This window comes from Veillonella parvula (assembly GCF_018378075.1).
Lineage (GTDB): Bacteria > Bacillota > Negativicutes > Veillonellales > Veillonellaceae > Veillonella > Veillonella parvula_K.
Genome location: NZ_JAGZYE010000004.1, coordinates 130,355 through 145,654, shown reverse-complemented (window position 1 = coordinate 145,654; position 15,300 = coordinate 130,355). Strand labels below are relative to the sequence as shown.

The 15,300-nt window shown below is 38.3% G+C and carries 12 protein-coding genes and 1 pseudogene; 8 read left to right on the top strand and 5 right to left on the bottom strand.

The genetic code is table 11. The annotated features are described in order from the left end of the window. Positions 1-26 precede the first annotated feature (26 nt). The 3 genes from KH286_RS05465 to KH286_RS05455 all read left to right on the top strand — a co-directional run bounded on the left by KH286_RS05465 (position 27) and on the right by KH286_RS05455 (position 2,163). Positions 27-590, top strand: coding sequence for a PepSY domain-containing protein (locus KH286_RS05465; protein ID WP_004693970.1), 564 nt, complete (start codon positions 27-29; stop codon positions 588-590). 515 nt (positions 591-1,105) lie between these two features. Next, positions 1,106-1,726, top strand: coding sequence for a hypothetical protein (locus tag KH286_RS05460; protein WP_004693968.1), 621 nt, complete (start codon positions 1,106-1,108; stop codon positions 1,724-1,726). A 158-nt stretch (positions 1,727-1,884) separates the two neighbouring features. After that, the gene (locus tag KH286_RS05455) at positions 1,885-2,163 is read left to right on the top strand and encodes a PepSY domain-containing protein (protein WP_004693966.1); all 279 of its coding nucleotides are present in this window, start codon (positions 1,885-1,887) and stop codon (positions 2,161-2,163) included. Positions 2,164-2,694: 531 nt separating this feature from the next. Here the strand turns inward: KH286_RS05455 and alr are convergent. After that, positions 2,695-3,807, bottom strand: a complete 1,113-nt coding sequence (alr, locus tag KH286_RS05450; RefSeq protein WP_278617727.1) for an alanine racemase — start codon at positions 3,805-3,807, stop codon at positions 2,695-2,697. Between the two features lie 299 nt (positions 3,808-4,106). Here alr and KH286_RS05445 point away from each other — a divergent pair, with 299 nt between their 5' ends. The 4 genes and pseudogenes from KH286_RS05445 to KH286_RS09620 all read left to right on the top strand — a co-directional run bounded on the left by KH286_RS05445 (position 4,107) and on the right by KH286_RS09620 (position 8,837). Next, on the top strand, positions 4,107-5,057 hold the full coding sequence (locus KH286_RS05445; RefSeq protein ID WP_215676278.1) for a 2-hydroxyacid dehydrogenase: 951 nt from the start codon (positions 4,107-4,109) through the stop codon (positions 5,055-5,057). Between the two features lie 235 nt (positions 5,058-5,292). Further along, positions 5,293-5,685: an Hg(II)-responsive transcriptional regulator gene (merR, locus tag KH286_RS05440; RefSeq protein ID WP_001863748.1), complete on the top strand. Its 393-nt coding sequence runs from the start codon at positions 5,293-5,295 to the stop codon at positions 5,683-5,685. Between the two features lie 28 nt (positions 5,686-5,713). Continuing rightward, positions 5,714-7,354 (top strand): mercury(II) reductase, encoded by a 1,641-nt coding sequence (gene merA, locus KH286_RS05435; protein ID WP_001031935.1) that lies wholly within the window; start codon positions 5,714-5,716, stop codon positions 7,352-7,354. Between the two features lie 159 nt (positions 7,355-7,513). Beyond that, positions 7,514-8,837, top strand: a pseudogene (locus KH286_RS09620) (ISL3 family transposase). Positions 8,838-8,870: 33 nt separating this feature from the next. Here KH286_RS09620 and KH286_RS05415 read toward each other — a convergent pair. After that, a complete protein-coding gene (locus KH286_RS05415) occupies positions 8,871-9,434 on the bottom strand; it encodes a TetR/AcrR family transcriptional regulator (protein ID WP_004697862.1) in 564 nt (187 codons plus the stop codon). A 200-nt stretch (positions 9,435-9,634) separates the two neighbouring features. On the opposite strand from KH286_RS05415, the gene KH286_RS05410 reads away from it, so the two are divergent. Then, complete coding sequence (locus KH286_RS05410; RefSeq protein ID WP_024061717.1) at positions 9,635-11,530, top strand: heavy metal translocating P-type ATPase; 1,896 nt, start codon at positions 9,635-9,637, stop codon at positions 11,528-11,530. Between the two features lie 119 nt (positions 11,531-11,649). Here KH286_RS05410 and pflA read toward each other — a convergent pair whose 3' ends face one another. From pflA to pflB, 3 genes are all read right to left on the bottom strand, one after another. Next, positions 11,650-12,426: a pyruvate formate-lyase-activating protein gene (pflA, locus tag KH286_RS05405; RefSeq protein WP_004693958.1), complete on the bottom strand. Its 777-nt coding sequence runs from the start codon at positions 12,424-12,426 to the stop codon at positions 11,650-11,652. Between the two features lie 12 nt (positions 12,427-12,438). Further along, positions 12,439-12,675: an autonomous glycyl radical cofactor GrcA3 gene (grcA3, locus tag KH286_RS05400; protein WP_004693956.1), complete on the bottom strand. Its 237-nt coding sequence runs from the start codon at positions 12,673-12,675 to the stop codon at positions 12,439-12,441. Between the two features lie 75 nt (positions 12,676-12,750). Then, entirely contained in the window at positions 12,751-14,868 is a 2,118-nt protein-coding gene (gene pflB / locus KH286_RS05395; protein WP_060919388.1) for a formate C-acetyltransferase, read from the bottom strand. Positions 14,869-15,300: the final 432 nt, after the last annotated feature.

The following is a 15,300-nucleotide window of genomic DNA, read 5'->3' as shown; positions in this document are numbered from 1 at the left end:
TAACTGTTTGAGATATGGAGGAACCAATGAGATCATTTTTTGTAAAAGGTAGCCTTGTATTGGCCTTGGCAGCGGCATTTGGCATGCCAAATGCAAGTGCAGCCCCTTTAGTAGCTGTAGAGCCAACTGTGGCAGTTGTTGATGGCAACCATGCGGCGATTGTAGGTGCTAATGGTTTATTAAATGCTTTTATCCAAAATCATCCAAATGCAGGAATTACGGAAATCGCCTTTGATGCAGATGGAGGTCAAATTAAGTATGATGTTGAAGGTTTTGATGAATCTGGTAAGTATGAGTTAACGTATATCTATGCTACTAATCAAATCTTTGAAAAGCGCGAAGGGGACTTCCATAAATCACTAAAGAAAAAATCGTTTGATCCTCGGGAAATCTTACCGCCTGCAGCTGTGGTGAACTTTGCTTACGCCCAAACAAAAGGTAAAGCTGTGAGCCTTAATGAATGGGCTGTGCGCTATGATAAAGGTAAAATTGTCTACAAAGTTAGCTTTGGTACAGCAGATAATAAAGAGGTACATGTGCGTATGGATGCAATGAATGGTAAATTGCTATCTGTTAAATTTGACGATTAATATATGATTGACTAGTTATTATATCTTAATAGTGCCTAGTTATTTTATTCTGAATATAATAATTAAATGCCTTAATACTATTTTTCTTAAAAAAATAACTAGTATTGAGGCATTTTTTGTGAAAGTTTGCTCATGAATGTGAAATTTTAGATATCGATACGTATATTTTGAAGCCGTTTATCCCTTATATATGGGATAAACGGCTTTTGATATGTTTTTCATGGAATTTTTAAGTATAAAGTAAATCCCATAGGATTTCATAGGAATTATATATAAATTCATTCTAAACTCACTATAAAATAAGCTTTTAACAGTGCTTCTACATTTTGACTTCATAGACTGTCGATAGTATGTGTACCAGTCGAAAGACAAACTCAAGTATATCTGAAATTTCCAAGCTATATATCTACAAGTCCATGCTAGATATATGTTTTGGAACTTACATGATGACATTGAGTTGACTGGAAATATACATGCGTAAAGTTGCATGTATATGAATTAATAAGGAGGACAATATGAAAAAATCTATTTTAAAAAGTAGTATTGCTTTAGCAGTGGCTGGCGTATTTGGTGCCACTGTAGCTGTAACAGCAGCTGAACCAGTAACTCCAATGCCTGTTACGCAAGAAACAGCGAGTACAGCGACTCCAGCACAACCAGTTACTGATCCAGTAGTTCCTACTGTAGCGGTGGCTCCAGATGTGGCTACTACTGCAGTTGCACCTAAAACTCCGGTAGCTCCTGTAGCAGAAGCTAATCAAGTAGGTACAGCAGTTCGTAATACTACACCAGTTCCAACAGCTACACAAGATGTTAAAACACCAGTAGCTCAAGAAACTGTAGTGCCTAGTACAGAAAATCCTGCAGCAGCGGTCCCTTCTATTGAAACTGCATCTGTAGCTAAAGCTCCTAGTGAACCAAGAGTAGTACGCAGTGGTGATAAAAAATCTGATTCTGTAGCGAAGCATGGTAAAGAAGTTAAAAATACTAAAAAAGCTGCAGTAGATAAAGCGCCTAAAGTAAAAGTTGTGAAAGACGAAAAAAAAGCTGATAAAGAAGAGCCTACTAAAGAGGAAAAAAAAACTCTAAAAGTAGAAAATCACAACCTAGCACAACCAACCAGCAAGAAGGCGTAGTAGACCAAAATAGTATTTTCGTAGTTGGTGCTAATTATTTAATTGACCAATTCGAAAGCAAATTTGGAAACTCCAAAATTACAAATGTATCTTTCAAAACTCAAGGTAAAACTGCCATCTATGAAGTAGTTGGTTTTAATACTAGTGGTGCTCATTCTATGACTCTAGATGTGGCTACTGGTAATGTAACTGATGGTACTCCTAAAGCATACGATGCATCCATGGAAGCTAGTGCTATTGATGCCGGAACAGTAATACCTCCACATGTGGCAATTAATGCAGCTTTCGTACAGTCTGGCAAGGTAGCGACTGGTATTAATGCGTGGTCTCTTGCTAATCAAAATGGAAAATCACTATATACCATAGAGTTCCATGATGCACAAAATAAACCGATATCCGTTGTATTGGATGCTAAAACAGGGACGGTAGCAAAATAAGTTGATCTCCTATTCTATAGCGCTGTAAAGCAAACCCTTTCAAAAACGAACACTAAGCACTCAAAACTATACACACATAACATAAGTACACTTACACACACATACACAACACATAAAACACACAAAAACACACACAATAAACAACACACACAATAAACAATTACACACAGCCCTCTGGATTGGATAGACAAACATTGACTCTCTCCTATGCCGTCTGTCGTTCAGAGGGCCCCTTATGAATTGTGGTTCCCTCCGAATCATAAGATTATATACTTGGTATATATACTCTCTCTCACAATAAGAACGTAACTGCTTTACAGCACGCTGGGTATAGGAGAGCAAGAAAGCCCGTATCACATGTAGACCGCTGCATGTGATACGGGCTTTTTTTGTAAGAAAATTTCTTTATATCAAATGGTAGATATAAGATTATAAGTTTTTAGTAAAGGTAAAAAGAGCAGATGTTATAGGAAGCATCTGCTCTTTTGTTATGAATATAGACTCTTATGAGATCTAACATGGTTGTTTTATTTATATATATTGTCGCGGTACTCGTTCTGAGAATCCACAGAATATTTCGTATGGAATAGTAGAAGCAAGGGCTGCAATTTCTAGTGCAGAAATACTTTCATGACCTTGGGAACCTAGAAGAACCACCTTATCGCCTGGCTTTACGGTAATTGTATCTGGAACGGCGACCATGAATTGGTCCATACAAATGCGACCTACTACAGGGCAACGCGTACCATGAATCAGTACGGTACCTCGATTGGATAAACTCCGAGGATAACCATCCGCATAGCCTACCGGGATAGTAGCAATCGTCATTGGCTCAGTTGTGATATAGGTAGACCCATATCCGATACCTTCGCCAGCAGGGATATGTTGCACATGAACAACTTCACTATGGAAGGATAAAACTGGCTTTAAGCCCAATCGATTTGGTACATCAAGGGATGGCATGATACCGTATTGAATAATACCAGGACGAGCATCTGTGAATAGACTATCTTTGACAGATAAAAGACCTGCACTGTTGGCGAGGGAGAAACGGTAATCTGCTTCTGGACGGAATGCTCGTATTTCATCCACCATGCGATGAAATTTTTGCGTTTGGCTATGGGCGTGTGATTGATCCGCCGCATCAGCATTGCTCATGTGGGAGAAGAATCCGTCTATTTCCAAATTTTCGTAGGACTCAATGCGTTTGATAAACTCAATGGCATCCTCAGGCTTGATACCGATGCGATGCATGCCTGTATCAACGGCAACAGCAACGCGAATAATCATGTCGTGATTATCGGCTACTTTATTGAGTGATTCCAAGTCGGTAGATTCACAAACGGCAGGAATCGAATTAGTGTCTGCCACAAGTTCAAAGGATTGTGGCCTTGTGAGTCCTAATAAATAAATAGGTACCATAATACCTGCATTGCGAAGTGGTACGGACTCCTCTGGAATAGCAACGGCTAAGGATTCGTAACCTTCCTCCACAGCAATACGGCCCATCATAACGCTGCCGTGGCCGTAGCCATTGGCCTTGATAACAGCTGTAGATGTGCTCCACTCAGGCAAACTATCTTTAATTTTACGCAAATTCTCGCGAACGAGACTTGTATTTATGGTCAAATAGGTGGGTCTCATGGTATTCCTCAATTCTATATAACATTACTCTTATTTTATAACTTTTGGGGAATTACACAATACTTTTGTGAAAGTTATATACAGAAAAATGAGTTTTACTTTGAATTTTATAGGATTTATACATATATTATATACAATAATTGTGAAAGTATACTAATTAGTTGTGAAAGTATATTAATTGGTATAGGTAGTTGATATATAATAGAAGTTATTTTAGTATAAATTTATATAAATAATAGTATAATCTATATAGAAGTAGTATTACATATATTTAAAGCTATTCAATTTAGGAGGTTCTCATGAGTGAACGTGTAGTAGTGGTAAATGCAGGCAAAATGAATTATGACCATGCATTGGATTTCTCCATATTATCTAATGATGTGCAGGTCTACGAAGATAGTACGAATGCTGAGCTTATTGAACGGATTCAAGGTGCTCGTGTTGTGGTTACAAAAGAATTGCCTGTAAGTGCCGATCTGCTTTCACAATTTCCTGATACTGTAGAGCTTATCGTAGAAGCAGGTACTGGCTATAATAATATTGACCTTGACGCAGCAAAGAAAAAGGGCATCACTGTGTGCAATATTCCTGCGTATAGCACAGAGCGTGTAGCACATACGGTGATCATGATGATCCTCAATTTTGCATCTACCATGCAGCAACAAATTGGTATGCTGGCTAAAGGTAATCGCAGCAATTTCACGAAATACCTTCAAGTGAGCCATACAGAAGTGAATGGTAAAACCTTAGGTGTTGTCGGAGCTGGTCACATCGGTATGGAAGTCATCAAAGTTGCAAAAGCACTAGGCATGAACATCTTAGTGCATACACGTACACCAAAGGCTGATGGCGATGGCATTCGTTATGTGAGCCTTGATGAATTGCTAGAAAATAGTGACTATATTTCCTTACATTGCCCGCTAAATGACCAAACTAAACATCTTATTAATAAAGAAACAATCAGTAAGATGAAACCTAATGCGGTCATTGTGAATACGGGTCGTGGACCTCTTATTAATGAAAGGGACCTTTGTGAAGCATTAGCCGCTAAACGCATTGTTGGAGCCGGTCTTGATGTACAGGAGGTAGAGCCTCCTGCAGAGGATAGTCCTCTCTATACACTAGATAACGTCATCATTACTCCGCACATGGGTTGGAAAGGCCTTGAAACACGTCAACGCTTGGTAGGCATTATTCGAGATAATGTACAAGCCTTCTTTAAGGGGGAACCAATCAATGTTGTATCTTGATAGAATTTTAATAATTATAGGGTCTTCGGAATATATAGTGGAATTACTTTCTTAATAGTTTAAAAACAACTGGTGTTTAAATCGGATTTTCTGGTGGGATGTTAGGATAATCAATAGTATTATATAAAAGTATCAATCACATACGAGTGATACTTTGGGGAAAAAATAAAATAGTCCAATTTACTTGACCGTGTACTATGGTACATGGTTTATAATATTCAGGGGGTGAAATAAGATGATTTATCGCATTAGTGAGTTTGCAGATAAATGTGGAGTTAATAAAGAAACGATCAGATATTACGAGCGAAAAAATTTATTACAAGAACCTCACCGAACGGAAGCTGGTTATCGGATATATTCATATGATGACGTTAAGCGTGTTGGGTTTATTAAACGAATACAGGAACTTGGTTTCTCTTTAAGCGAGATTTATAAATTACTTGGTGTTGTAGATAAAGATGAAGTTCGTTGTCAAGATATGTTCGAATTTGTTTCTAAAAAACAAAAGGAAGTGCAAAAACAAATAGAGGATTTAAAACGAATTGAAACTATGTTAGACGACTTAAAACAACGATGTCCAGATGAAAAGCAATTACATTCGTGTCCAATAATAGAAACATTAACATGAGAGATTAATTAACGAAAGGAGCTTTTTTATGAATAAATTTAAGGTAAACATTTCAGGAATGACTTGTACGGGTTGTGAAAAACACGTAGAATCAGCACTTGAAAAGATAGGTGCTAAAAATATTGAGTCTAGTTATCGTCGTGGTGAAGCAGTATTTGAACTGCCCGATGATATTGAGGTTGAAAGTGCAATAAAGGCGATTGATGAAGCAAATTACCAAGCCGGAGAAATTGAAGAAGTATCATCACTAGAAAACGTGGCGTTAATTAATGAAGACAATTATGACCTTCTTATTATTGGTTCTGGTGCTGCTGCCTTTTCTTCGGCAATTAAAGCTATAGAATACGGTGCAAAAGTTGGAATGATTGAGCGTGGAACGGTTGGGGGAACCTGTGTGAATATTGGCTGTGTTCCGTCAAAAACTCTTCTTAGGGCAGGGGAAATCAATCATTTATCAAAAGACAATCCGTTTATAGGTTTACAAACATCCGCTGGAGAAGTGGATTTAGCTAGTTTAATCACGCAAAAGGATAAATTGGTGAGCGAACTTCGGAATCAAAAATATATGGATTTAATTGATGAATATAATTTTGATTTAATTAAAGGTGAAGCAAAATTCGTTGATGCTAGTACGGTTGAGGTCAATGGGGCAAAGTTATCTGCAAAACGCTTTTTAATTGCAACAGGTGCATCGCCTTCGTTGCCCCAAATTTCAGGACTTGAAAAAATGGACTATTTAACTAGTACAACACTTCTTGAGTTAAAGAAAATACCAAAACGATTAACTGTAATTGGTTCAGGATACATTGGAATGGAGCTTGGACAACTATTTCATCATTTAGGTTCAGAAATAACGCTTATGCAAAGAAGTGAGCGACTTTTAAAGGAGTATGATCCTGAGATTTCAGAGTCAGTTGAAAAAGCGTTAATTGAACAGGGTATAAACCTTGTCAAAGGGGCAACTTTTGAGCGTGTTGAACAAAGTGGAGAGATAAAAAGGGTTTACGTAACAGTAAATGGCAGTAGAGAAGTCATTGAATCAGATCAGTTACTTGTTGCCACTGGAAGAAAACCAAATACGGATTCTTTAAATTTAAGTGCAGCAGGTGTTGAAACTGGAAAAAATAATGAAATCCTGATCAATGATTTTGGTCAAACAAGTAATGAAAAGATTTATGCAGCAGGAGATGTGACTTTAGGACCACAATTTGTATATGTAGCAGCCTATGAAGGTGGAATTATTACTGATAATGCTATTGGTGGATTAAACAAAAAAATAGATTTATCGGTAGTTCCTGCTGTTACGTTTACGAATCCGACGGTTGCAACGGTTGGTTTAACAGAAGAACAAGCAAAAGAGAAAGGGTATGATGTGAAGACATCTGTATTACCTTTAGATGCTGTTCCAAGAGCAATTGTAAACCGTGAAACAACCGGTGTATTTAAACTAGTAGCAGATGCAGAAACACTAAAAGTATTAGGGGTTCATATTGTATCTGAAAATGCAGGAGATGTCATCTATGCAGCATCATTAGCTGTTAAATTTGGCTTAACGATAGAAGATTTAACAGAAACCCTAGCACCATATTTAACAATGGCTGAAGGGCTAAAATTAGTTGCACTTACGTTCGATAAAGATATTTCGAAATTATCTTGTTGTGCAGGCTAAGGGAACTTTTTTACAACTCCCTATTCAAGTGAACCAGCTAATGCTTTAAGGGATTTTCTAAGTGCATTTGTGGTCACAAAAATAATTTAACACTGATGATTTCGACATCAAATCTATAATTGATACCTTAACACCGCTGAGTAATAAAGGATGAATAATATGTCAGACTTATTATCCCTACCAGACATTAAAACAATAGAACCGCCACAAAAAAATGAAACCGATATGACGTTTAAAGTTGAAGCAGTCGGACCACCTGAACGTTGTCCTGAATGTGGTTTTGACAAGTTGTACAAACACAGTTCAAGAAATCAACTAATTATGGATTTGCCCATTCGTTTAAAGCGAGTGGGCTTACAATTGAACCGTAGACGATACAAGTGTCGTAAATGCGGATCTACCTTCTGGGAACGCCTATATCTGTAGATGAAAAGCGTAGTATGACCAAAAGGCTTTTAAAGTCCATTCAAGAGCAATCCATGTCTAAGACCTTTGTAGAAGTCGCAGAAAGCGTTGGTGTTGACGAGAAAACCATTAGGAACGTTTTTAAGGACTATGTGGCACTCAAAGAACGTGAATACCAGTTTGAAACTCCTAAGTGGCTTGGGATAGACGAGATACATATTATCCGTAGACCTCGGCTTGTATTGACTAATATTGAACGCAGGACTATTTATGACATCAAGCCTAACCGTAACAAGGAAACAGTCATCCAACGTCTTTCAGAAATCAGTGACAGGACTTACATTGAGTACGTCACAATGGATATGTGGAAGCCCTACAAAGACGCAGTGAACACTATCCTTCCACACGCTAAAGTTGTCGTAGATAAGTTTCATGTAGTTAGAATGGCTAATCAAGCCTTAGAGATAACGTCAGAAAGTCTTTGAAAGCCCATATGAGCCAAAAAGAAAGACGTACCCTTATGCGTGAAAGGTTTATCCTTCTAAAGCGTAAACACGATCTAAATGAACGTGAATCATTCCTCTTAGATACTTGGTTAGGTAATCTTCCTGCTTTAAAAGAAGCCTATGAACTCAAAGAAGAGTTTTACTGGATATGGGATACTCCTGATCCAGATGAAGGTCATCTTCGTTATAGTCAATGGAGACACCGTTGTATGTCCAGCAACTCTAAAGACGCATATAAAGACCTCGTGAGAGCCGTAGACAACTGGCATGTTGAAATATTCAACTACTTTGATAAAAGGCTAACTAATGCTTATACGGAGTCAATTAACAGCATTATTAGGCAGGTAGAGCGAATGGGTAGAGGTTACTCGTTTGATGCCTTACGAGCCAAAATCCTTTTCAATGAGAAGCTCCATAAAAAGCGTAAGCCACGATTTAATTCAAGTGCTTTCAATAAAGCTATGTTATACGATACTTTCAATTGGTATGAAGTGAATGATCACGACATTACAGACAACTTAGGTGTCGATTTTTCCACACTTATTAAGAATTTGGAGAAGGGTGATTTATAAGCCCTTTTCCACCATAAAATCCGAATACCCTAATTATATAATAGGTTCTATAACGGCATGAAAGTAATTGTCTAATTTTGTAGGTGATTCTTTCATGCCGTTTTTTACCCACCATAACACCATTTCGACAAAACTACCTGAAATATGATTGATAATAAAGTCATCCGGTAGATTTGTATTTGCTTTACGGTCTTGATTGATGAAATATCCTTGCACCAACTCATTTAGATGATCTCTAAAATAGCGCAAAAAGATTTCGTTATTATCACTAGCTAGTAGTTCGAGGATTTTATTTTCATTTTGCTGTAAATGTTGTAATAAATGACCAAATACTGAGACGGGGTAAACACTTTGTTGATAAAGACCATGAGCATGAGGTAAATGATTAATACTATCTTTTATATGTAAAAACAAGTCTTCGCAGAGGGCTTCTAGTAATGCCTCTTTTGTGTCGAAATGAGCATAAAATGTGGTGCGTCCAATATCTGCAGCACTAATGATTTCCTGAACGGTGATTTTGTCATATGCCTTATTAGATAATAAGTCGTTAAAAGCTATAAATATGGCTTTACGAGTCCTTTTCTGTCTACGATCCATATTAACTCCTGTCATACTTTTAGTACAAAACATCATATATGTTCCGTAATGAACATATATGATGTTTTATATATTGTATTAAAACCATAGGTTGATACAATTAAAGTGAACAAAGTGTTCGCTATCGTAATTATTGTACTGTAAGTATAGTTATAATTCAATTCATATTGATAGTGAAAGTCTGATAAGGGGATTGCTGTATGGTACATCGAATACATGATATATTATCTGGTTTATATATGACGATTTTAGCAGGGCTATTTTTACTGCTTGATGGGATTCCGCATTTGATAGAGGAGTTTGGTGGACAGAGTCCGTTTCAAAATATATTCCCTTTTGAGCCTTCTTGGGTTACCGTTATTATTTGTGGTTTTCCTCTTGTGTATTTATCTATTCGAAGGATCGTATATAATAAGGGAATTAGTAAAATCTCATCAGCTCTATTGATTTCCATGGCTATGTTTGCAGCCGTTGCCATCGGAGATATATTTGCGGCTGGTGAGGTAGCGTTTATTATGGCTTTAGGCGCTCTCCTTGAAGAATCAACTACGGAGCGAGCAAAAAAAGGGTTAAAAAAGTTAATTTCGTTAGCACCTGTTAAGGGTCGTAAAATACAAGATAACAAAGAAATAATGATTTCCGTAGAGTCTATACACCGTGGTGATTACTTACGAATCCTTCCGGGCGAAACGATACCTGTAGATGGGCGAATCATTAACGGTGAAACAACGGTAGATCAATCCATTATGACAGGAGAGTCTATACCTGTTGATAAAACAATTGATGATGATGTATTTGGTGGAACTATTAACTGTTTTGGTGCCATAGATATTATAGCTACTAAAGTGGGCGAAGATAGTTCTATTCAAAAAATGATTCAGCTTATTCGAAATGCAGAACAGAAACAGGCTCCGATTCAGCGCATAGCTGATACTGTTGCTAGTCGATTGGTGCCTATTGCATTGATGATTGCATGTATAGGCTATCTAGTAACTGGAAATATCATCGTCGGTGTTACTGTGTTGGTTGTGTTTTGTCCTTGTGCATTGGTGCTTGCTACACCTACTGCGGTTATGGCCGCTATTGGTCAAGCTACTAAACATGGCGTTATTATTAAATCTGGTGAAATTCTTGAAACTATGGGAAAAGTAGATACCATGGCATTTGATAAAACCGGCACATTAACACGTGGTCAGTTATCAGTTCAATCTATTTTAGCCGTTGATACAGATTATAGTGAGATTGATATTCTTCAATTAGCTGCATCTGTAGAGGCTAAGAGCGAACATCCTATTGGCAAGGCTATCGTTTCTCATGCCATAGAGCAAGATTTAGAAATACTTGATACTACTTCATTTACGATGTCTGTAGGTAAAGGGATTATAGCCGTAATAAAAGGTCGGGAATTATATTGTGGAAATGAACGATTTCTTGAAGAGCATAATATTATTGTATGTGATTCTATTCAAAAAGCCATTAATGTATATCGAAGTGAAGGAAAGGTATCTGTCATTATTGCAGATAAAGAGCATATTATAGGTATCATTACATTATCTGATACAATGCGAAATGATGCGATAAATATGATATCTGCTATCTCAAGCTTAGATATGACAACAGTATTACTTACTGGTGATAGTAAAGAAGCAGCTACATATATTGGAAAGAAATCTGGCGTTTCCGAAATACATGCGGAGCTTTTACCAGGAGAAAAAGTAAGTATTATCGAATCATTGCAAGGGAAACATCATAAGGTTTGTATGGTTGGCGATGGAATTAACGATGCACCGGCTATGAAGACTGCTGATGTGAGTATTGCAATGGGGACTATTGGTAGTGATATTGCCATAGAAACAGCAGACATTGCTTTGATGAGTGATGACCTTAGTAAAATTCCTTATATTAAACGATTATCAGATGCTACGATTAAAACTATAAAATTTAGTATTGCTTTATCAATGGTCATTAATTGTATCGCTATTATTCTCTCATTGCTTGAGGTTTTGACGCCTACTACAGGTGCATTAGTGCATAATGTGGGATCTTGTTTAGTGGTCCTCATCGCTGCCCGTTTGTATGATAGAAAGTTTATTTAAATGCAATAAGAGCCGTCCCCGGTTGTATGGGGGCGGCTCTATTGATTAGGGCTATCATAGATCAAGTCTTGGTATATATATTTATATATATCAAGGGAGGTAGTTATCCTCAAACTTGATTATGATTGATGTTGTGTTTTGATGGGACTCCACCAATGGCGTCTATAGGCCTTGATGCCTTCCACCACGGTTCTTGTCGCTTTAGCTGCAATATCTTTCGTTGCAGCTGGGATGCCCTCTAGGCGATAGGGAATACCTAACTCCTTATATTTAGCAATACCCATAACGTGATAAGGTAAGCAATCAACGGCTTGTAAATTTTTCAGAGATCCTAGGAAAAAGCCTAGACGATAGTGACGATCGGCATTATCTGTAATCGTAGGGACTACTACGTGACGAACCCAAATCGGAACTTCCACGTCTGCCGTCAATCGAGCAAACCCGAGAATGGGCTCTAACGGTTTACCCGTTAACCATAAATGCTTGGCTGGATCGATTTCCTTAATGTCTAGGATGACGAGACTAGTTACACTGAGTAATTTACGGTATGCCACCTCTTGGTGGGGGTCAAAACAAATTCCACTTGTATCTAAACAGGTATGGACGTTTCTTTCACGGAAATATGTGAAAAGCTCAATAACAAAGTCGATTTGCATAAGAGCTTCCCCACCTGTGACGGTGATACCACCATTAGTATAAAATTGGCGGTTACGTTCGTACTGGTCCCATAATTCCTTTACGGTCATGAATTTAGCATTATCGCTAGTTTCATCCCATGTATCAGGATTATGGCAATAAGCACAGCGCATGGGGCATCCTTGAAGAAATACCACCATGCGCATGCCTGGACCATCAACCGTACCCATCGTTTCAACCGAATGAATACGTCCAGTCATAGGAAACCTCGATTAGATACGTTGATGGAATGTACGGGAAATAACTTCGTCCTGTTGTTGTTTTGTCAATTTGTTGAAGTGCACCGCATAACCGGATACACGAATCGTCAATTGAGGGTACAACTCAGGATGTTTTTGAGCGTCTAACAATGTTTCACGAGTAAACACGTTAACGTTCAAATGATGGCCGCCCTTTTGGGAATAACCATCCAATAACTCTACCAAGTTATCAACTTGTTGGTTGCTCATGGGTATAACCTCCTTTCAACCAAGACTAACACTCGTATCGGTGCCGGTGAAAGCAGTCCGATACTGTGGAAGATTTTATTTATCTTCCTTTATAGTAACATTTGGTTCGCTGCATGCGAAGTTTGTATTGCTGTTAGGCAATTGAGAAGGGTCTAACTCAATATCAAAATCGCTGACGGAAACAAATGTTTCACCAGATTTACCTAATGCGTCCGGAATGATAGAGAAGGTATTAGAAATACCATCGGAGCAATCACGCCATGGCATTTTAGCTACGGATGCCAACGAGGATACAGCACCGTGAGAATCACGACCGTGCATTGGGTTCGCGCCAGGAGCGAAAGCTTCGCCAGCTTTACGGCCGTCTGGAGTAGAACCTGTAGCAGTACCATATACTACGTTGGAAGTAATTGTTAACAAGCTCATAGTTGGAACGGATTGACGATATGTAGGATGTTTACGAATCTTGTTCATAAATGTGGAAACAACCTTTGCTGCCAAGCTATCTACACGGTCATCATCGTTACCATATTTAGGGAAGTCACCTTCGATTTCGAAATCAACAGCGATGCCATTTTCGTCACGGATAGGTTTTACCTTAGCATATTTAATAGCGGATAAGGAGTCTGCTACTACGGATAAACCAGCGATACCAGTTGCAAACCAACGAGTTACCTTGCGGTCATGCAATGCCATTTCTAGTTTTTCATAAGCATATTTATCGTGCATGTAGTGAATGATGTTCAAGGCATTTACATATACGCCTGCCAACCATTCCATCATGTCGTCGAATTTTTCCCATACTTCGTCAAATTCTAAGTATTCGGAAGTGATAGGGCGGTATTTAGGACCAATTTGTTTCTTCAACTTTTCGTCAACGCCACCGTTGATAGCGTAAAGCAAGCATTTCGCCAAGTTGGAACGAGCACCAAAGAATTGCATTTCTTTACCGATACGCATTGGGGATACGCAACATGCGATGGCGTAGTCATCACCAGAGTTAGGACGCATCAATTCGTCATTTTCGTATTGAATGGAAGATGTTTCAATGGATAATTTCGCACAGAAACGGCGGAAACCGATAGGCATGCGAGGGGACCATAATACAGTGAGGTTTGGCTCTGGAGCAGGGCCAAGGTTAGTCAATGTATGTAGGTAACGGAAGGACATCTTAGAAACCAATGTACGGCCGTCAGTACCCATACCACCGATGGATTCAGTGGTCCAAACAGGGTCACCTGTGAACAAATTGTTGTATTCGTGGATACGTGCGAAGCGAACCATGCGCAATTTCATAATGAAATGGTCTACGAATTCTTGGATTTGTTCCTCTGTGTATGTGCCGTTGCGAAGGTCTCGTTCCGCATAGATATCGAGGAATGTGGAGTTACGACCAATGGACATAGCAGCACCGTTTTGCTCTTTAATAGCACCAAGATAGCCGAAGTAAATCCATTGCATAGCTTCACGAACATCCTTAGCTGGTTTGGAAATATCATAGCCATAGGATGCTGCCATCTCTTTCAATTCTTTCAAAGAGCGGATTTGATCTTGTATTTCCTCACGGTCGCGAATAACATCTTCTAGCATGTCACCCATTGTAATGCTAAATTGTTCTTTTTTATCTTCAATGAGATAATCAACACCGTAAAGAGCGATACGACGATAGTCACCGATAATACGACCACGGCTATACGCATCTGGTAAACCAGTTACAATGTGAGCTGTACGTGCAGCTCGCATTTCTGGAGTATATACATCAAATACGCCATCATTGTGAGTTTTGCGATGTTTCTTAAAGAAGTCCTCTGTTTGCGGATCCATTTTGAAGCCGTATTCTTCAATAGCGGATTTTGCTGTGCGCAAGCCACCATATGGGAACATAGCGCGTTTTAAAGGTTTGTCAGTTTGCAAACCAACGATTGTTTCAAGTTCTTTGTCGATATATCCTGGCGCATGGGCAGTAATGTGTGTGGCCACGGAAGTATCAGCATCGAGCATGCCGCCTTTTTCACGTTCTTCTTCATAAAGCTTCATTACTTGTTCCCACAATTTTGTTGTTCGTTCTGTAGGACCAGCAAGGAAGGAATCGTCCCCTTCATAGGGGATATAGTTTCTTTGAATAAAGTCGCGTACATCAACGGCTTTATCCCACACACCTGTGTTAAAATCTTTCCATGCAGTATGTTGCATTTTGCACCTCCATAAAAGGATATAACTATAGATTTCTATGCCTATAGTGTACAATGTTTGTAGCAATTCTACAATGAATAGATGATATAGATTTTCAATACATACTATGCAATTTTGTGAAGTATCTCATAAATTTCCATAAGCTAAATTGTTTAAATACACCAGTATATATAGGCTTATATGGGATTTTGCTTTTTGCAATTTCATTTAATGTATATATAATAATATGAAATTGCATATCAATATTAATAAAGGAAATAAAAATTTTATTAAAGAGGATGAAGGCGGATTATTCAATAGTATGATTGGATAGTTTATATTTGTGTACTGTTCGGAGGCCGTTTATATCTTGTACAGAATCAGCCTGCAAGTCTTTATAAATGCATGTATATTGTAATGCTACGGAACGTTGCCAGCCAGGAAAACAAGCGT